This is a genomic window from Psychrobacter sp. T6-5, assembly GCF_052258485.2.
Taxonomy (GTDB): domain Bacteria; phylum Pseudomonadota; class Gammaproteobacteria; order Pseudomonadales; family Moraxellaceae; genus Psychrobacter.
In genome coordinates this window covers 1,633,991-1,653,778 of record NZ_JBQQEY020000001.1, presented here as the reverse complement: position 1 = coordinate 1,653,778, position 19,788 = coordinate 1,633,991, and the positions used below count along the sequence as shown (strand labels likewise).

Annotated in this window: 20 protein-coding genes; 3 read left to right on the top strand and 17 right to left on the bottom strand. The window is 42.2% G+C overall.

Going from position 1 to position 19,788, the window contains the following annotated elements:
• Window positions 1–62 precede the first annotated feature (62 nt).
• The 11 genes from radA to ACTXGK_RS21770 form a co-directional block, all read right to left on the bottom strand.
• Window positions 63–1,499, bottom strand: coding sequence for a DNA repair protein RadA (gene radA / locus ACTXGK_RS21820; RefSeq protein WP_443516948.1), 1,437 nt, complete (start codon window positions 1,497–1,499; stop codon window positions 63–65).
• A gap of 267 nt (window positions 1,500–1,766) precedes the next feature.
• Window positions 1,767–2,477 carry an LPS export ABC transporter ATP-binding protein gene (gene lptB, locus ACTXGK_RS21815; protein ID WP_371532639.1) on the bottom strand — a complete coding sequence of 237 codons (711 nt, stop codon included), beginning with the start codon at window positions 2,475–2,477 and terminating at the stop codon, window positions 1,767–1,769.
• Window positions 2,478–2,612: 135 nt separating this feature from the next.
• Entirely contained in the window at window positions 2,613–3,095 is a 483-nt protein-coding gene (lptA, locus tag ACTXGK_RS21810; RefSeq protein ID WP_227511569.1) for a lipopolysaccharide transport periplasmic protein LptA, read from the bottom strand.
• A gap of 153 nt (window positions 3,096–3,248) precedes the next feature.
• On the bottom strand, window positions 3,249–3,833 hold the full coding sequence (gene lptC, locus ACTXGK_RS21805; protein WP_443516952.1) for an LPS export ABC transporter periplasmic protein LptC: 585 nt from the start codon (window positions 3,831–3,833) through the stop codon (window positions 3,249–3,251).
• On the bottom strand, window positions 3,830–4,396 hold the full coding sequence (locus tag ACTXGK_RS21800; RefSeq protein WP_058024070.1) for a KdsC family phosphatase: 567 nt from the start codon (window positions 4,394–4,396) through the stop codon (window positions 3,830–3,832). Before ACTXGK_RS21800 ends, lptC begins: the two co-directional genes overlap by 4 nt.
• 76 nt (window positions 4,397–4,472) lie before the next feature.
• On the bottom strand, window positions 4,473–5,465 hold the full coding sequence (locus tag ACTXGK_RS21795) for a KpsF/GutQ family sugar-phosphate isomerase (RefSeq protein ID WP_443516955.1): 993 nt from the start codon (window positions 5,463–5,465) through the stop codon (window positions 4,473–4,475).
• 220 nt (window positions 5,466–5,685) lie between these two features.
• Window positions 5,686–6,216 carry an RNA chaperone Hfq gene (gene hfq, locus ACTXGK_RS21790; protein WP_443516957.1) on the bottom strand — a complete coding sequence of 177 codons (531 nt, stop codon included), beginning with the start codon at window positions 6,214–6,216 and terminating at the stop codon, window positions 5,686–5,688.
• 418 nt (window positions 6,217–6,634) lie between these two features.
• Complete coding sequence (miaA, locus tag ACTXGK_RS21785; RefSeq protein ID WP_443516959.1) at window positions 6,635–7,798, bottom strand: tRNA (adenosine(37)-N6)-dimethylallyltransferase MiaA; 1,164 nt, start codon at window positions 7,796–7,798, stop codon at window positions 6,635–6,637.
• Window positions 7,799–7,850: 52 nt separating this feature from the next.
• Window positions 7,851–9,590 (bottom strand): DNA mismatch repair endonuclease MutL, encoded by a 1,740-nt coding sequence (gene mutL, locus ACTXGK_RS21780; protein WP_443516961.1) that lies wholly within the window; start codon window positions 9,588–9,590, stop codon window positions 7,851–7,853.
• A 41-nt stretch (window positions 9,591–9,631) separates the two neighbouring features.
• Window positions 9,632–10,162, bottom strand: coding sequence for a tRNA (adenosine(37)-N6)-threonylcarbamoyltransferase complex ATPase subunit type 1 TsaE (gene tsaE, locus ACTXGK_RS21775; protein ID WP_443516963.1), 531 nt, complete (start codon window positions 10,160–10,162; stop codon window positions 9,632–9,634).
• A complete protein-coding gene (locus tag ACTXGK_RS21770) occupies window positions 10,162–10,782 on the bottom strand; it encodes a 6-pyruvoyl trahydropterin synthase family protein (RefSeq protein WP_443516965.1) in 621 nt (206 codons plus the stop codon). The genes tsaE and ACTXGK_RS21770 overlap by 1 nt, the downstream gene beginning before the upstream one ends.
• Before the next feature lie 395 nt (window positions 10,783–11,177).
• Here ACTXGK_RS21770 and ACTXGK_RS21765 point away from each other — a divergent pair, with 395 nt between their 5' ends.
• A complete protein-coding gene (locus ACTXGK_RS21765; RefSeq protein ID WP_021815223.1) occupies window positions 11,178–11,300 on the top strand; it encodes a hypothetical protein in 123 nt (40 codons plus the stop codon).
• Between the two features lie 74 nt (window positions 11,301–11,374).
• Here ACTXGK_RS21765 and ACTXGK_RS21760 read toward each other — a convergent pair whose 3' ends face one another.
• Entirely contained in the window at window positions 11,375–11,707 is a 333-nt protein-coding gene (locus ACTXGK_RS21760; RefSeq protein WP_394213756.1) for a YnfA family protein, read from the bottom strand.
• Window positions 11,708–11,713: 6 nt separating this feature from the next.
• Window positions 11,714–12,526, bottom strand: coding sequence for a PhzF family protein (locus ACTXGK_RS21755; protein ID WP_443516967.1), 813 nt, complete (start codon window positions 12,524–12,526; stop codon window positions 11,714–11,716).
• 352 nt (window positions 12,527–12,878) lie between these two features.
• Between ACTXGK_RS21755 and htpX the strand changes: the two genes are divergently transcribed.
• Window positions 12,879–13,793, top strand: coding sequence for a protease HtpX (htpX, locus tag ACTXGK_RS21750; RefSeq protein ID WP_443516968.1), 915 nt, complete (start codon window positions 12,879–12,881; stop codon window positions 13,791–13,793).
• Window positions 13,794–13,882: 89 nt separating this feature from the next.
• Here htpX and ACTXGK_RS21745 read toward each other — a convergent pair whose 3' ends face one another.
• From ACTXGK_RS21745 to ACTXGK_RS21735, 3 genes are all read right to left on the bottom strand, one after another.
• Window positions 13,883–14,416, bottom strand: a complete 534-nt coding sequence (locus ACTXGK_RS21745) for a hypothetical protein (RefSeq protein ID WP_443516969.1) — start codon at window positions 14,414–14,416, stop codon at window positions 13,883–13,885.
• Between the two features lie 248 nt (window positions 14,417–14,664).
• Window positions 14,665–15,939, bottom strand: coding sequence for a saccharopine dehydrogenase family protein (locus tag ACTXGK_RS21740; RefSeq protein WP_443516970.1), 1,275 nt, complete (start codon window positions 15,937–15,939; stop codon window positions 14,665–14,667).
• Between the two features lie 306 nt (window positions 15,940–16,245).
• Window positions 16,246–17,487, bottom strand: coding sequence for a carboxynorspermidine decarboxylase (locus ACTXGK_RS21735; RefSeq protein WP_443516971.1), 1,242 nt, complete (start codon window positions 17,485–17,487; stop codon window positions 16,246–16,248).
• A 99-nt stretch (window positions 17,488–17,586) separates the two neighbouring features.
• On the opposite strand from ACTXGK_RS21735, the gene ACTXGK_RS21730 reads away from it, so the two are divergent.
• On the top strand, window positions 17,587–18,252 hold the full coding sequence (locus ACTXGK_RS21730) for a DUF924 family protein (protein WP_443516972.1): 666 nt from the start codon (window positions 17,587–17,589) through the stop codon (window positions 18,250–18,252).
• Between the two features lie 119 nt (window positions 18,253–18,371).
• On the opposite strand, the gene ACTXGK_RS21725 is transcribed toward ACTXGK_RS21730, so the two are convergent.
• Complete coding sequence (locus ACTXGK_RS21725) at window positions 18,372–19,619, bottom strand: CAP domain-containing protein (RefSeq protein ID WP_443516974.1); 1,248 nt, start codon at window positions 19,617–19,619, stop codon at window positions 18,372–18,374.
• Window positions 19,620–19,788 lie beyond the last annotated feature (169 nt).

Below are 19,788 nucleotides of genomic sequence, written 5' to 3'. Positions count from 1 at the left end.
GCCTAACTTATCATGAGTTAGGCGCTTTTTTGATAACATCCTTTATATTTCCCCGAGACTACCTATAGCTCAAACGCACTTTCGATAGCATCGTCGAGACGTTCAACAGCAATCACATTGATTCCTTTAAATTGAGGCGCATCTTTAGCAGGTGCATTGGCCTTTGGAATAATCGCGTGTTTGAACCCATGCTTCATCGCTTCTTTTAAACGCTCCTGACCGTTGGGTACTGGACGGATTTCACCAGATAAACCGACCTCACCAAACACTGCTAATGACGATGGTAATGGTTTCTCTTTGATACTCGAGGCGCATGCCAACAACACTGCCAAATCAGACCCTGTCTCTATGACTTTGACGCCACCAACAACGTTGACATAGACGTCTTGTCCACTGGTATGAATGCCACCATGACGGTGCATCACTGCTAGTAGCATAGACAAACGCTGGAAATCCAAACCCAATGCCATGCGTCTGGGCTGTCCTTGGGAATCATCCACCAACGCTTGCACCTCAACCAGTAACGGCCTAGTCCCTTCACGGCTAACCATAACGACAGATCCAGCAACGGGCTTATCATAACGGCTCAAAAATATCGCTGATGGATTGGCAACTTCTTTGAGTCCCATGTCAGTCATGCCAAAAATACCCAGCTCATTAACCGCGCCAAAACGGTTTTTGACCGCACGAATCATCCGAAAACGTGAGTCAGACTGACCTTCAAAATACAATACCGTATCGACCATATGCTCAAGTACACGTGGGCCTGCTAAAGTACCTTCTTTAGTCACATGGCCCACTAAAAATAGCGCTGTGCCTGTTTGCTTCGCATAGCGCGTTAAAATCGCGGCAGACTCCCTGATTTGACTGACGCCGCCTGGTGCAGAATTGATGGCGTCAGTATAAATAGTCTGGATAGAGTCAATAATAGCAATGGCTGGCTGCTCTTGGGTCAAGGCCGCACAAATGGTTTCTACATTGGTTTCCGCCAGTACGCGAAGTCTATCAGCAGGTAAATCTAAGCGTTTGGCACGCATAGCTACTTGTGCAAGTGACTCTTCGCCAGTCACATAAAGCGCGCTACCTGCCAAAGAATCGGCACGTGCCATATTGGTCGCAGTCTGTAACAATATGGTTGACTTACCAATACCAGGGTCACCACCGATTAGTACGACAGAACCAGCTACCAATCCACCACCCAGCACACGATCAAACTCACTAATGCCTGTTGGCAAGCGTGTGTCTAACGTTACACTGACTGCGTTAAGTGGCATAACTGCGCTGTGAGTGCCGGAGTAGTTACCAGCTGGTGCAGCAGCACTACGAGAAGTGGATCGGCTGGCATTAGGCTTGGCGGTATTTTTATTGTGATGCGGCATACTGACATTTGGCGCTTCTACCAAGCTATTCCATTCGCCACAATCTGTACACTGCCCTGCCCATTTGCCAAAATGCGCACCGCAATGCTGACAGACATAACTGCTTTTATTTTTTGCCATAAATGATGAGCCTTATTCAGATGATTAGTCGAGAATAATGAATAGAATATCGTACGCTCTTTGATGAGTGCTAATGTAAGAGCATTTGTCGTGATCAGCCAGTTGTGAGTATCGAAAGCTGTATTTAATAGAAGGGAGAACGCTAAGCGTAGGTTATTCTAAATATAATGAGGATGTTGACTGCTGGCTTTATAAGTTAGTCGCAATGCTAAAACCAGCAGTTCGTGTAGATAAAAATATGAGTAAAAAATGATTTAGCGCGGCGGGCTATACTTGAAAGTCTTTACCTAAGTAAACAGATTTCACCAGATCATTTTCTAAGACTTCAGATGAAGTACCTTCAGCAATGATAGCCCCTTCTGAAACGATATAAGCCTTTTCACAGATGGCTAACGTATCACGAACATTGTGATCAGTGATCAAGACACCAATACCACGATTTTTCAGTGTCAAAATAACATCCTTGATATCACCAACAGAAATGGGATCTACACCGGCAAATGGTTCATCCAATAAGATAAATTTAGGATCCGCTGCTAGCGCACGAGCAATTTCACAGCGACGACGCTCGCCGCCTGACACACTCATTCCCAGTGAGGTACGTACATGTTCTAAATGGAATTCGCCAATCAGCTTTTCAAGCTCTTGCTGCTGCTCAGCTTTACTTAATTCTGTACGAGTCTGCAAAATGGCTAATATATTGTCTTCGATAGATAATTTACGGAAAATCGACGCTTCTTGCGGCAAATAACCAATACCAGCACGAGCACGCTCATGCATAGCGTATTTAGACAGATCCATTTTTCCTAGAGTGACACGGCCCTTATCCATATTGACCAGTCCCACCACCATGTAAAAACTGGTCGTTTTACCAGCACCATTCGGGCCTAGCAGTCCAACAACTTGGCCTTGCTCAACAGAAAACGAGACATCTTTGACTACCCAGCGCTTACCGTAACGTTTACCCAAGTTTTGCATAGTCAAGCGAGCGACAGGCGCCGTATTGCTACTTGATACTGAAGAATCTATATTTTTATTGTCACTCATAGCTTACTCTTGCTTTCACGATATTCGTATACTACCAAAAACCTATTTATACTTTGGTTGGCCAAATTAGCGTACGCCACTTTGGTTGGTATTATTGTTTGGTGGAAATACCAACTCTACTCGCTGATTACCACCAGCGGTCGCTTCTACATCACCTGCTTTTAGACTATAACGAATAACATTACCAGCAAAACTTGCCCCATTCTGAACCAGCTTGGCATTTCCTGTTAAGGTGATAATGCCAGATACCGCGTTATAATCAATCTTATTTGCTTGACCTTTGGCTAAGCCTTTTTCTTGCGTCACAACCTGCTGCATAGTAGCTGGACGACCCGTCGCCACCGCTGAATTAATGCTGCGCTGCTGCGAGAGATTGACTGTGATATTGTCCGCAGTCATTTTAAAAGTGCCTTGAGTAATAATGACATTACCTGAGTAACTAGTAACGCCAGTACGCTCACTATAAGTGGCCTTATCCGCTAGTAGCTTGATTTGCTGATTGGCATCTGATGGCAGTGCATGGCTATACAATGGTAGGGCTAACAACATAAACGTTGGAACAACACGTAGCTTATGTAAGCAGATTGATGCGCATAAAGTAGGCAAAAATTTAGATTTCATATAATAACTCGTTTCATAATGGGTGATAGGATTTGCAAACTTCATGCTAGCTGCTGTTTTAATGTAGTAGAAAGCGCTAGTTTAAAATAATGCTTTGTCTTGACGATCAGCGGGAGTAAAAGCGACAGCAACTTGCCCAAACTCATATTCACCCGTTTCCAGATTGGCGGTCATGCTGGATGCTTCAAAACGATTCATCCCTTGTTCAATTTTGACAGGCTCATTGCTATACACTTGACCGGACTTTGTATTGCCTTTTAGGGTACTACCAGTCACTTTTATTGGCTCAATATCAGACGCCTCTTTCTTACCTTCGCTAACCAGTGTAAAGCCACCTGATAAGCTTAACTCTCCTGTTTGCTGACTGATGGCTGCACTACCCGCTTGAATACGGTAGCGCTGCTCTGTTGACGGCTCCCAATTCATCGTGATGCCTGACATTTCATCCTGATTGGTTTCAGGATTATGCGTCAAAGACTCAGCAGTAAGTTCATACTCAGTTTCACCTTGCTCATTTGTCTGAACTGCTTTGATATCAGTAGCTTCATAATCGACATCTGTCGTCTCGATATTGACTGGTGGCGACACATCCCCTTGCTGCTGGAAAAACCAGCCCGCAATGCCGGCAATAATTAACGCTAATATAATGAGAACACGTGTATTCACGACAGTTCATCCTGAGCTTGAGTTTCATCAAGCGTATAATGTGCGATAAAGTCTTGATAATGTCCATGACCCTTTAAAATCAGATCACATACCTCACGTACTGCGCCGGTGCCACCTGCTCGAGTGGTGACCATATCACTGCGTTTTATGACTTCCGCGTGTGCATTTGGTACTGTTGCTGCAAACCCTACCGTTTGCATCGCTTTAATATCTGGCAAGTCATCACCCATATAAGCGCAGTCGGCAGCAGTAATATTGAGCGCAGGATCGAGAGACGACAATAACTCTTTTAGTGCAATGAGCTTATCATCCCGTCCTTGTACCACGTGATTGACACCCATTTCTGTTGCACGTTTATCAACCATAGCACTGCTACGCCCAGTAATAATAGCAGTTAAAATACCATAACGCGCTAGAGACTTAACGCCCACGCCATCCTGTACTGAGAACGCTTTGGTTTCGATACCATTAGCGTCATAGATAATTTGACCATTAGATAAAATCCCATCGACATCCATGACCAATAGCTTTACTTGTCCGGCTTTTTTTATTAAATCTTGCATTATTTGTCTCTTTTTGACGAATATTTTTCTAACTATTTTATATGAAAAACCAATCGTTCTATCAACTATCGATAAATTACTTTACACCAGCTTGTAATAAATCATGAACAGTAATGACTGCTTCCAAACGATCTTCATCATCAATAATTAGCAACTGACTGATACCATTCTCATTCATGACACTCAAGGCATCCGATGCGCGCATTGTTTTATTGATATGGCGTGGGTTACTGACCATTACCTCATTCATCGGCGTTTGTAGATCGATACCTTTTTCAAGACCGCGGCGTAAGTCACCATCTGTGAATACGCCAACGACTTTATCATTATCGTCAGTCACCACGGTCATCCCTAAGCGTCCAGCAGACATCGTAAATAGTGCTTGCTGTAGCGGTGCTTGTTGGTGAATCAAGGGTAAGTCTTCTGACTTGGTATGCATTAAATCTTCGACGCGCGTCAATAGTTGACGACCTAATGCGCCCGCTGGATGCGATAATGCAAAGTCCTCAGAAGTGAAGTTACGTGCATGTACCAAGGCGACCGCTAGAGCATCCCCTAACGCTAAGGTAGCCGTTGTACTCGATGTAGGGGCAAGATTGAGCGGACAAGCCTCTTGTGAATGGCCAAGAGTCAAAACAATATCAGCCGCGCGTGGCAGCATACCGCGTTTATCACGGCTGATGCTGATTAGAGGAATGTTCAAGTGTTTGACCACTGGCAGTAGCATCTTAATCTCATCTGATTCACCAGAGTTCGAGATAGCAAGCAGTACATCACCTTTGACAAGCATGCCCAAATCGCCATGACCTGCCTCACCAGGATGCATAAAAAAAGCAGGCGTACCCGTCGAGGCAAAAGTCGCTGCTATTTTACGTCCAATCAATCCTGATTTACCCATGCCCGTTACTACCACTCGACCCTGACAAGCCAAAACAACGTCACATGCTTGTGCAAACCTATCATCTATCTGCTCTGTCAACAATGCTAATGCAGATATCTCAGTATTAATCGCGTCAATAGCTGTTGTGATAAACTGCTCATGGGTCAAATCAATTTTAGTATCGCTCATGAATCTGCTCTATTTTTATAATGAATCAACCTAGTATTTTACTATACTCTGTTTCATATTAATAATGGCCTACCATTTATATAATGGAGGCAGCAACTATTTTTTACAGTAACTATCTGCTTATTTATATAAAAAAAACCCACTATAGAAGCAGGTCTTGATCGTATAAATCATGTCTCTTAATGTATATTTGGATAATATACTCAATGCGTGCAGCTAATTAACTATTGGTATCATTCGATCCGTTGTCCGGCTTTTCTTCAAAGCCTGTACTTTCTGTCGGTGCATCAAAGCCACGATCCTGTCCAAAGCCGCCGCGCTCAAAACCGCGTTCCTGACCTTGTCCAAAACTACCACGCTCAAAGCCACGTTCTTGACCTTGGCTAAACCCACCGCGATTAAACCCACTACGACTAGAGGCAAAACCACGCTCTTCAAAACCGCCCGCAGCAGGATTGCTGCCACGCTCAAAGCCACCACCTTGATAGCCAGTTTGCGCTGAGCCTTGAGGTTGAGCGCCAGTACCTGTGGTGGTTGTACTACTACGCGGGTTACGAGCTGGTACTACGGTTGAGATGGCATGTTTATACACCATTTGACTAACTGTATTTTTGAGGAGTACAACATATTGATCGAACGATTCAATTTGACCTTGCAACTTAATACCGTTAACCAAGAAAATAGAAACAGGAATGCGATCTTTGCGCAGCGAATTCAAGAATGGATCTTGTAAAGTTTGTCCTTTTGACATGAAATCTCTCCTAAATATTATATAGTTATGTTTTGAGTGCCAATTATTCTAAGTGTCAATTTAATTATAATGGCTAAAAGGTAGATACAATAATATGTTTTCTTTATAAAACGTATCTAAATAAATATTCATTGTTCTTAAGTTATTCCACTTTATCGTGAATACGTTATTATTGTAAACAATTAAGTAACTACTTGTTTCATTAATTATTTTTATCTACAAATGTCAACCAATGCTTATTAACGAAGCAGTTATAGCTGTTTCATACTGCATTTTCAGAGAATTTAAATTATAACAGCTATCTATGCTAATTTTTGAAACTAATTGTGATTATGCTTTCATCTCTGAATAGAGCTTTCTACGAAAATAATCCACATTGAGTTTGATTCTTATAAAGTGAAAAGCAAGAAACATCTTTTTAATACAGATAATTTCTTGCCTGTTCCATTGTCGCAAATGTTTTTAGCACTATGGTGTTACTAGTAGCAGTACTATCAGATCCCATTGCCAATGCTGAAGAAGCATTAGGGAGCTGCATTACTTTTCGCAACCATGTGTACTGACGCTTTGCCAGCTGCCTTGTAGCATATAATGCCTTATTTTGCATTTCCTGACAAGCAAGTGCCTCGGTCTCAGGGTTTAGCAGGATTGACTGATCAGTTGCTTGAACATCATTATTTTGTGTTTCATTTTCTCCAGTGAGACTGTCAGGTACCGCAAAAGCTTCATAAAATTGGGTTTTATCCAAATGCGGCTTATCAAATATTTCGTGGTCAATATGGACCAGATACTCTAGTACTTGACGGTAGCCCACACAGCGCATTGAAGGCATGTTAGGCGTTAGTGGATACTTTTCAAGTAAGCTGATGACCTCTTCTACTAGTCCTTCATTCCACATAATATCTAGACGCTGCTCAATACGCTGGTGCAACCATGGACGATCAGGCAATACCGACAGTGCGTGCCACTGCTGCTCTGGATTATGTGCTAACGCTTGTTTTGGCTGACGTTGCCACTCACTTATCGGCTTATTTGTCTGCAAATAGACTTCAATCGCGCGAGTGATACGCTGAGTATCGGTGGCATTCAAACGCTGATGGCTGGCTGGGTCAATGCTGCCAAGATAATGGTACAGCGCCTCGATACCTTCTTCTTGGCGCCATTGTTCTACGCGCGCACGTACGCTGTCATCGCTATCAGGCACTGGAGACAGGCCATCAAGTAGCGCCATGTAGTACATCATAGTACCGCCTACTAACAGCGGTATCTTTTTGCGCTCATGACACTCATCAATAAGACGTGCTACATCATTGACAAATTCAGCAACGCTATAGCTTTGCGTAGGATCAATAATATCAACCAGATGATGCGGATAACGCGTTAACTCATCTGCTGTTGGTTTTGCGGTACCAATATTCATATCGCGATATATCAGTGCTGAATCCACAGAAATTAGCTCAAAACGGCCTGTATCGTATAGCTCATATGCCAATGCTGTTTTTCCACTAGCAGTTGGCGCCATTAGACACACGACACTATTATCCGACAGATTTTTAGATACGCTATCAGACGAATGTTGCATAGAATTGCCTTTCTTAATATGTAATTGGCTAAAATAGTAGTCAGCTTGATATTTATTCGGATGTAGAAGATAACATTAGTGTGACTAAACGATGACTGTCTAAGATTTTGATGGCATTTCTTGTCAGTATATCAGCGAGATCTGCGACAAAGACCATCGAGTCCTGCGCCGACATTTGTGAATCGACCCGAATAAGCTGATGATTGATCTCCATAGCACTGTTTGGCATTTTATCTTTTTCAAATACCTTATTGCTAAATATAGATGACTCAAACAATCGACTTACCTTTGACTGCCAGTCTTTAGTACTTATTAATAGACATTGCCCTTGATGATAAAATAAGAGCCAAGGTAGGTTTTTATCAGCTGCGGTTGAGTCGATACCAATAGCCTCTGCATCATCAATAATATCCAAGCAGATTGGTAAAGATGCAGTTGTAGGCGCATCGGATGAACGATACGAAGTATTGCGACTTTGCTGTAACGGCTCATCGACATAAGATGGTGCTGATTCTTGAGCTGGCGACTTATTTGAAAATGATTTGCTTGAGGCAGATTGATATGACTGCCTAGGTGCTTGTACTTGTCTGCTCTGTCTTGTGTGATCTTTGGGCAGATCATTGGATACATGCGTGTCAGAGAAATTATCCACAGTATCTACAGAGGCATGTTTTTTTGAAACTTCTGAATTATCAGGGTTAGCAGTCTTTGGCGTAGCATTAACCGTTTTTAGCTGTGAGCGAATCGCATGGCTTAAGTGAGCCATGATGTTGTTTAGCGGACTGATTTTGATACGCTGCTTTGATGGATGTACATTGACATTCAACCATTGGGTTGGCAAGTCAAAATAAAGCGCATACCCCATACTTGCTAGCTGAGCACTCTGAGCCAGTTGACGTATCTGATTGCTAATCAATGCTTCTTTTACCAGCCTGCCATTCACATAAATTAGCTTTGGCAATGCTATCTGCTCATCAGTCATCGGCCATAACCAGCCACTGATTGCTGCCTGATTAACCGTGCTATCGCCGTACTCTACAGACGACTGCACAAGACTCGATAGATCTATCGATATTGCTAGCGCATTGTCCGTTAATGGCATACCAGTCGCTTGTTCTAGACGCGGCAACGGTAGACGGTTAGCATTGTTAACGTTTGTAGCATTTGCAGACAATGATAACCGCTTTTTATTGTCATGAAAAAGTGTCAGTGCAACATCGGCTCGAGCCAGTGCGACTTCACGGACGATGGTCTCGATGTGGCCAAATTCAGTGGCAATAGATTTTAAATTACCGCGACGTGCGGGCACATTAAAATATAAGTCTTTGACTATGATTGTTGTGCCACGATTATGAACGACTGGTGTGAGCTTCGGTGTATCATCTAGTACTCCAGCGACCTGCAGTTGACGGCCAATACCACTATCATCATGACTGCTGGTTAAGCTCAAACGAGACACAGCAGCCATCGCCGCTAACGCTTCACCACGAAAACCCAACGTTGTAATACCATGCAAGTTAGCAACATCGGCGACTTTGCTAGTCGCATGACGAGTAATCGCCATCACCATATCATCAGGATGAATACCCACACCGTTATCCACCACTTCAATCATGCCCATACCACCTTGAGTAATACGTATCTCAATATTGGTGGCACCTGCATCAATGGCATTTTCAAGCAGCTCTTTGACGACCGCTGCTGGACGTGTCACGACCTCGCCTGCTGCTAGTTGATTAATAAGCAGCGGCGATAGTTTTTTAATACGGGTGTTGGGGTGATTATCTGGCATTGATAGATGTCATATTTTAAAAGAATGGCAAGTGGTATGATCTAGACGTTAAGTTTTGATAAATCCAGACCTTGCGCTTGGCCTGCTTTTGATACTCTTAATTGCACTTGGCGTACTTCATTACCTTTATCATCGCTTTCAACTTGTATCATATCGATAAACAAAGTTGGCATCGGTAGATAACCATCAGCACGGCTTGCCCATTCAATAATGACTATTGCTTCAGGCTCATCTAAATACTCATCAAAGCCAATAAAAGACAGTTCTTCTGGATCTTGCAGACGATATAAATCTGCATGATAAACAGGCTTAATCGTGCCATTGCTTTGTTCAATGCTATAAGGCTCAACCAAGGTATACGTTGGGCTTTTCACCGCACCAGTATGACCGAGAGCATGCAACCAGTAACGCGTTAAAGTGGTCTTGCCAGCGCCCAAATCCCCTGCTAACCACACACTGCCCGTCAGCGGCAATGTCGCTAATTGCTCAGCCAGTGACTGAGTGTCTTGCTCAGAGTTCAGTATCAAAGTTTGCACAATGTCACTATTTTCTATTGATTGATCGTTGTGCATTAGTCTGAACCTACCTGTACTTGCCCTGTCTGAACCTGCATAGTCACCGTTGGGTTGGTGAAGCTTTCACCTCGAATCAGCTTGGCGTATAGCTCAGAGTCCGTCCATTCAGCACGAACTTGTTCACTGAATTCAAAGTCCTCTAAAACCAGCTTACCCATCTGCTCATTTGCCACATCATCGGCGAAACACTGCGCGTAACCCGTCGCGGTTTCATGAGCAATCACTGAATAAACACTGACATCTGCTTCGCCGTTTTGCATTTGCGTTTGACGCAGTATTTCTTGCGCCCAAAAGAATATCACTCGTGAAAACTGCTCTGCTGATGGAGATACTGGTAGGCTAATCCAACGTGCGCTAAATTTTTTACACGCCGCGACATATTCAGGATCGTCTTTGTTCCAGAAACAAATGGCATGATCAAAACTGTCGATAATGTCTTTGATAGAAGATTTTAGCAGCCCAAAATCATAAACCATTTGCCCATGGTCTAAACGGGTGGCTTCTAAAATCAGCTCAATCTGATAGCTGTGACCATGAATGGAGTGCTTGCAGCGCTCAGAGCTACAGTTGCGAACGATATGAGCGTTTTCAAATTTGAATAGTTTACGTATACGCATAATAAGGTGACCAAAACAGTGAGCACGATGGTGCTAAATGTTAATAAATAAGAGTTTGCCGCATTGATTCATCGGTTTATGGCTCATTATAGCAAATCGTCATGTATCCGTAAGTAAGCACTTATGAATACAATGATTTATTGAACGAATTGATTGGTAGCCTAGGGTTAACCATATCGAAATCAACTGTCATTTCGCGCAAAAACTACTTAGCAAAAAGAATAAAGGAGTTGCATTATCATCGTAACGTAGGCGAATTGTGCGAGTGCTATCTATTACTAATGCTTACGCCTATACTCGATTTAGTAAGCGACTATGTTAGTCGTCACCATACTTACCTTAAGTCAGCTCAATTAGCTTAGCAGGTTGTATGCGTTATCTACAAAGGAGTTACCATGAGTAAAGGTCAAGACAGTAAAAAGAATGTCAAAAAGAAGCCGCTTTTGACAGCAAAAGAAAAGAAAGCGGCGAAACAAGCCAAGAAAGACGACAATGGTAGTATTTTAGGTAAACATTAATATTTCTCGTATCAATATGCCAATCTGACCTAGTGGTTTGATTGGCATTTTTTTAGTTGGCCACTCGTTTTTCGTTAGGCACTGCGCGGCGCAAACATAATAATCGCCATTCCTAATAGTGCAACTACTGAGCCCACTATGTCCCACATGGTTGGTCGTATCCCATTGACCGTCCATAACCATAAAATCGCCATACAGATATAAACGCCACCATACGCCGCATAAACCCTACCCGCTGCGGTCGGATGTAATGACAGCAGCCAGACAAACGCAACCAAACTCAGAGCACCAGGTATCAGCAGCCAGATTGACTTGCCTTCTCGCAGCCACAGATAAGGCAAATAACACCCTGCAATCTCAGCCAATGCAGTAAGCGCAAAAAGCCCAACGGTCTTTAATTCTGTCAAATCCATCTACTCCTCGACCGTGATAAATCCAGTCAGATATGGTACAGCATTGCCAGAAATAAGCACTCTATCGCCTGCCACGGTACAGTCAAGCACACCGCCGCGACTGGATGCTTGATAAGCGACTAATTCATTTTTAGCTAAACGCTTGGCCCATAAAGGTGCAAGTCCAGTATGGACCGAACCTGTTACTGGATCTTCCCCGCCACCATTATTTAACCAAAAATAGCGTGATATAAAATCATACTTATAATAAGTATCTGACTCAGCCTGACAAGTCACCACCACATTTAATGGTAATAGCTCTTTTAATTTCTCATTATCAAGACTAATATTCAATACATCAGACTCAGAGTCATAAACGACAAAATAGGCTTTTTCATTGCGGTACACTTCAACAGGTACAATGGAAAGCCCTGCTAATAAACTGTCAGGAATTTCATCAACTTTCTCAGGCATTCTATTGGGAAAATCCATTTGCATTTTGCCAGAATTCGTTTTTACGACTGTCAAAATACCAACCACTTTGGCCGAAAATTTGATGGATGCTAGCATAGGGTTTTTCTTGAATAAAACAAAAGCTGATGCCAATGTACCATGCCCGCAAAAGGCAATCTCAGTGAAAGGTGTAAACCAGCGAATATGATAGACACCTTTATCATCAGCAACGATAAAAGTGGTCTCAGACAAGTTATTTTCAGACGCAATAGACTGCATCAAAATATCGTCTAACCATGTATCTGTCACAATAACCGCAGCGGAATTGCCTTTAAACAAGGTATCAGTGAAGGCGTCTATAATATTTATTTCTAGTTGCATGGGATGCTCTCGTTTTTTTAATTTTTAAAGATTAATCTTGGTCATCATTATCTTCGGAGAAATCAAAATAAGAGATAGTTGACCAAAACTTAATACTTAGATCAATGGGCAATAGTTTCGGTGATGTTGTACTGTAGCTAACTAGTCTTGGCAACGACCTAATATACCTAGCTCGCTAATTATCTCAGAAACTCTCGCTATAGTTGGGACAACATGATTATTTTAGCATTTTGACAATATTGGAATAGTATGACAGATAAAACCCCAGTAACATCTATCATAGCAAACGACCCTCCTAGATAACTGTCTACCGAGGCCCTACAGATACTACTACATATAGGAAATCAGCCTCATGATGCGCATTGGATTGTTTTTATTGACCAACTTAGCCGTGATCGTGGTCTTTAGCATTGTGTTTGGGATACTATCCAGATTTTTTGGGATTGGCGGTGTATACACGGCAGGTGGGCTAAATTATATCAGTCTTGCAATTATGTGCGGTATCTACGGCATGGTCGGCTCAATGATTTCGCTATTTCTGTCAAAATGGATGGCCAAAAAATCCACAGGTACAGTGGTGATAGAATCCGCACGTAACCCAACTGAGCAATGGCTGGTCGATACCGTAGCCAAACAAGCGCAAGCGGTAAACATCGGCATGCCTGAAGTTGGTATTTTTAATAATTCGCAGCCAAACGCGTTTGCAACTGGCTGGAATAAAAATAAAGCGCTGGTGGCGGTTTCATCTGGTCTACTACAGAATATGAATCAAGACGAAGTCGAAGCGGTATTGGCGCATGAGATTGGTCATGTGGCTAACGGTGATATGGTAACCCTCGCTCTTATTCAAGGCGTGGTCAATGCGTTTGTGATGTTCTTTGCACGTATTGTCGGTAGTTTCGTTGACCGTACTGTGTTCAAAAACACCAGTGACCGCCCAGGTATCGGTTACTTTATTACCAGTATTGTAATGGATATCTTACTTGGGTTTTTGGCATCTGCCATCGTGATGTGGTTCTCACGCTTACGTGAATTCCGTGCGGATCAAATGGGCGCAAAACTTGCCAGCCGCGAAAAAATGATCAGTGCGCTTGATGCGTTGCGTCCTTCTGCACAGCGACCAGATCAAATGCCTGAGAGTATGAAAGCGTTTGCGATCTCATCAGGACAAACGCAAGGCTTTAGTATTGCGAATCTATTCCGCTCACACCCAACATTGGATGATCGTATTGCGGCGTTGAGAGAATATAATCCTAGTCAAGACTAACTTGGGTTACTGTTTTATGATGTACTCTGGGCGCAATTTTTAGAATGACTGGTTGTCTATAAGTTGCGTCATATTATGGGCAACAGGAATCATAATACTTCTGTAAGAAGTTCTCCAGTCTTTGAATCTCTTGTGATTTTCAACTTAGATGGATAATCATTGCCAACTAAATTAAGTATATGTACAAGCATCTCTACTGTTATAAAAAATATTTTTTTATTTTTATCTCGATCAGAGGTAAAGTAACAAAAGGAAAGCCCTACACCATCCTCTATCACCACTTCAAATATATAGCTATGCACAAACTGGTTACACAAAAATCTGAGATTTTTTGTTTCAACCCTTATATCATCTAAGTCGTATAGTTCATTCATCTTGTGACTGTTAAGCATAGTCACGTTTCTCAAATTAGGACTCCAATTAAGATTTATTTTCAGTTCTCTAGTAGAATCACTTATTTTGGGAGTATCCATCAACTTTCTAATAGAATAAAAACTAATGAAAATATCTTTTTCAATTTCAACTAGATCTTTTGGTTTTATATCTTTTAATTTGGAATATCTTTCTAAATTATTTGCACAGTCTAGAAGGGATTCCTTCCAGTAGTAAGATTCTAAGATCAACTTATATACCTCCTAATTGAGTGAATAAGTATATTTAATATAACCAATGCAAGGTGCGATAAAGTAGCTATCAGTATAAATTGATACGCGCGCTATCAGAAGTGTAAGTTAAGTTTTACTCAGATATACTCTAACCACAGTAAACAGTAGCAAGAACTTAATAATCCCGCTAGCTCTCATTACTCATAAACCCAGACATAAAAAAGCCTATCTATGAAAGACAGGCTTTTCTAAATCAAACTCGCTAATTAAATATCAAATTCTAGCGCTCTATCACCTTCGCTATCTTTGATACGCGTTGGCAGACCAATCTTGTTCAGTAGATTGATAAATGGCTTTGCATCTAGCTCTTCGACATTGACCATCTTGCCTGCATCCCATTCGCCAGTCGCGACTAATATCGCAGCAGCAACAGGTGGCACGCCTGCGGTATACGAGATACCTTGGCTACCCACTTCATTGTAAGCATCTTTATGATCTGAAACGTTATAGATAAACACTTCTGTCTCAACGCCATTGATTTTGCCTTTGACTTTATCACCGATACAGGTCTTGCCTGTATATTCTGGCGCAAGCGAGCTTGGATCTGGTAGTACCGCCTTAACAACTTTCAACGGTACTACTTCTTGACCTTCAGCAGTCATCACTGGCTGCTCAGACAACAATCCTAAGCTCTGTAGGATAGTGAAGACATTGATGTAGTGCTCACCAAAGCCCATCCAAAAGCGAATGTTTGGTACATCTAGGTTGGCTGACAGTGAATGCACTTCGTCATGACCGCTCAGATAGCTATTCTGCAAACCCACAACTGGCAAGTCATCCGTGCGTTTGACTTCAAACATTTTGTTAGACTGCCATTTGCTGTCTTGCCAAGAGTAAACCGTACCAGTAAATTCACGGAAGTTGATCTCTGGGTCAAAGTTGGTCGCAAAGTATTTGCCATGGCTGCCCGCATTAATATCAATAATGTCAATATCAGTCACAGATCCTGCATCCATCATGTCATAACCAAGACGCGCGTAGGCGTTGACCATACCGGGATCAAAACCTGCACCTAGAATAGCTGTGACATTATTGTCTGCACAGCGCTCTTTACGTTGCCACTCGTAGTTGTTGTACCAAGGCGGCGTCTCACAAATCTTGCGTGGATCTTCGTGAATAGCCGTATCTATATATGCCGTGCCTGTTTCAATACAAGCTTCTAGTACGGTCATATTGATAAATGCCGAGCCAACATTGATGAGTATCTGTATTTTTGTGTCTTGTATCAGCTGCACGAGTGCTTGGCTGTCCATCGCATCGACCTGATGCGTATGCAAGACTGCAGCTTGTTTGAAGCTGTCTTTTTCTTTTACGCTCTGCGCGATAACATCGCATTTATCTTTGGTACGTGAGGCGATATGGATCTCGCCGAGCACATCGTTATGCATCGCACATTTATGCGCGACCACTTGAGCGACACCGCCTGCTCCGATGATGAGTACGTCTTTTTTGTTAGATTTGGCTTGTTGGTTTGTGTTCAATGAACAATCCTCCTTTGTGTCCCTGTCGATACCGTTGATCGCGGCTATGCAAAACAGAAACGAGTGAATGATATGCGTGAATTAAAAAGGAAGACCGAGGAAAACCCACGCACCCGTCGGGCAGATACCACTCTAGTATTTGCCCGACGCGATTATAACAATTTTTATTCCGTTATCGGTAAAAAATATGTATAAAAAGTAGAGATATTAAAATGTCTACTAATACAGATTAAACCTTTGTTTTTTAAACATTAAAATACAAAAACCCGACAATAGCATAGTCTTAAAAACTAAGGCTACCAAGGCTTAAGATAGGCTGGCTTTATATTCCTCATAGTCAAACTCACGCTGGATATCGATACGACCGTCCAAACGACGAATCACAATCGCAGGCATATTGACCCCATTGAACCAGTTTTTCTTGACCATCGTATAACCTGCGGCATTACCAAACGCAATCTTATCGCCTATCTGCAAATTATTCGGTAATGCATACTCACCAAAGATATCCCCTGCTAAGCAAGAACGACCATAGATAATGGTATGGTCTGCTGACTCTACAGTATCTTTAGACGGCGTAGCTTCTGCTGGATTACCAGTAGGTGCGATATCAACAGCGGTATTATTGATCGCAGCGATAGGCGCTGACTCACGGTAAATCAGCAGATCAAGCATGTGTGCTTCGATAGACGCATCGACGACGGCGAGATTTTTTTGATTGTGCATGGTGTCTAACACCGTCGTCACCAACGTGCCTGCGCCATGGATACTCGCTTCACCCGGCTCAAGATAGACCTGCACGCCATACGTCTCGCTAAATGTTTTCAAACGTGCAGCCAGTTTCTCTAGTGGATAATCAGGCGCGATAAAATGGATACCACCACCTAAGCTAACCCACTCAAGCTGCGCTAAGATATCACCAAATCTTGCTTCGATATCCGCCAAGCTTTCACTAAAAGCCTCAAAACTGTCATTCTCGCAGTTGTTATGAATCATCACCCCAGTAATATCGCTAAGTACCGCTGCGATTTTATCTTTATCGTGCTCACCCAAACGGCTAAACGGACGTGCAGGATCAGCAATCAAAAATGATGAGTTGCTTGTTTTTGGATTTAGTCGTAGACCTACTGGAACACCTTGCGCTGCCGCTTGATCTTTAAAAGCAGTTAGCTGCGAGATTGAGTTAAATATAATTTTATCAGCATAACTCAGTACTTCAGCAATTTCGTCTGCACTATAGGCGACGCTATAAGCATGCGTTTCTTTTTTATCTTGGCTATTAGCATCCGCGTTATTACCAAAGGTTTCATAGCCCAATCTGACTTCATTAAGTGAAGACGAAGTCGTACCATGTAGGTACGGCTGCATCACATCAAATACGCCCCATGTGGCAAAGCATTTTAGTGCCAATAATGCTTTTGCACCAGACAGCTCACATAGCCTTGCAATGATTTTCATATTGGCAACGATGGCTGCTTCATCAAGCACGTAGTAAGGCGTTGGTGGCAACGATACGTTGATAGAATTTTCTAGATTTTTTGCATTCATAATAGGTTACCTAATAGACACTCTGCTGTTGGTATCCTGACAGACAGATATAAATATTTGCGCTATAGTAGACTAAATCCATCATAATTAGAATATCTTATGGCACTCTCAACTGATTATTCCACCTCTGCCAGTCGATCCCATGCCTCTCAACTCGATCCAAAAAGTATAGATTTGACCTATCTCGATCCGGATGCGCGCGCAGTATTGGATTTTTGGTTTGATAAAGATAATGAAGCGTGTTGGTTTGAACAAAACGATCGTTTTGATAAGCAGATAAAGGATAATTTTGGTGATATTTGGCAGGCAGCAAAGCAAGGTGAATGCGTTAAATGGCGCCTTGCAGAATCTTCTTTAGATGGCAATAGTTCAATAACAGCACTAGCAGGACGACTGGCAGAAATCATTGTCTTAGATCAGTTTTCACGCAACCTATGTCGCGAACAAGCCTGTGCTTTTGCCCAAGACGGCATGGCATTAGTCTTAGCACAAGAAGCCATTCAGCAGCCATATTTTGATACCTTACCGATGCAATGGCGTCGATTTATGATCATACCGTTTATGCACTCTGAGTCAGCGCTGATTCACGACCGTTATCTACCATTATTTAAGCAATTAGACGATGCAACCACGCTAGATTTTGAATATCGTCATAAAGAGATTATTGATCAGTTTGGTCGCTACCCGCATCGTAATGAGGTACTAAACCGCGACTCGACCGAAGATGAAAAGAACTTTTTAACACAGCCTAATTCATCGTTTTAAAATGGATTTTATCCAGTCTTCTTACTTTGTCATATTCTTATAGCTTCTTTATATAAAACAAAGGCTGAACCAGTTATTTGGTTCAGCCTTTTGCTTGTACGATTGATTAAACGGCTTAACTAATAATTTACCTTACCCGTCGTAAAAGTGAATGACTTACTTTCTAAGCTTATATCATCAACCAAAATATCAAAACTTACTTGATACTTTGTATTGCCATAAAGGCCACATTGCTGGCTTTGGTCTGCACTACGTTTAACTTCGCAGCTCTTGAGTGCATCAGTCAACGGTAATATAAATGCTTCATTCGCTGGTAATGCGTAGTTAGTGTTCATATACGGATCATTATCAAAGTCGATCAGTTGAATCGGTACATTAGTATTTCGCTGAGTATCTCGGAACTTAATGTTGCTTACTTTGATCTTGCCCGCTGATGGCATACTCACATAAACAGGCTGTCCGATAGGATCGGTACGCAAGTCGCGACCCGTCCCTCTAACAGGGTTTGGCGACTCATTATACAGAGCAGTTACTGTACCAGTCACACCTTGACAGGGATAGGTAAAAACACCTGACACGGTTTTATCTCTGGTCGCTCTAGTCGCTGAGGCATGGCTAACCAATACATAACCTTGATTAAGAGCTGGATTTTTGGCATCAGGTTTATAGGTGACCATTCCTGTGCCTATCAAACTCGAAGGCGGTAACATCAAAGAGCGCAAATGATAGGGAGCTGCCAGCAATGATTTTGCCATTGCGGTTGCCACCACATCTGTTTTCAGAAAGCTTCCTGCTGAACTGTAATAGACAGATTGAGCAATATTTTCCGTCGCGCCATATTGTGCGTTGCTGTATTTTGCGTTTAATAAGCGATCTGAGAAATCCAAGCCACCAAAAAATGGGTTGTTGCTACCTGTCACACTGGCAATATCGCTGATTTTATTTTCAACATGCGCATTAAAACTGGTCGGCGAGCTATTAGCAAATACGTATTTGATATAGTTTGCGTGCTTAATAGCAATATCATCAAGCGCCATATCAACAGATAAACCACCTAAGCCACAACTGGTTCTTGCAAGACTGAATTGATTATTAGCACTTAAGGCTGCTTGCGGATTATTCTCAGTTGGCGCGTTGCTTTCATTAATAGGATTACTATCGTTTGGCTCACTACCCTGCTCATCAGGCGTCGCTGTTACTGGTGCTGAAGTCATTGGCTCTGATACGAGCTCTTCTTGTGTTTCGCTCTGTGGATTATTGGATGTAGAACCATTATCAGAGTCGCCACCGCCACCACCGCAGGCCGTTAAAAATACCGCTAAGAAAAGCACTACAGCAAGGTTCTTTTGAGGGGTATGAGCCATCATTTTTTATCCTATAAAATAGTAATATATATAATTCATAGTGAGAATAAAACTCAAAATGAAAGCTTAGTCATTGATTTAACAGTATTTTATACTAAGAGTAACATATTGTATTACATTTTATAAACTTTCGCTCGCTATTTTTCTGGAAATTTACCCATCTGTTAACACA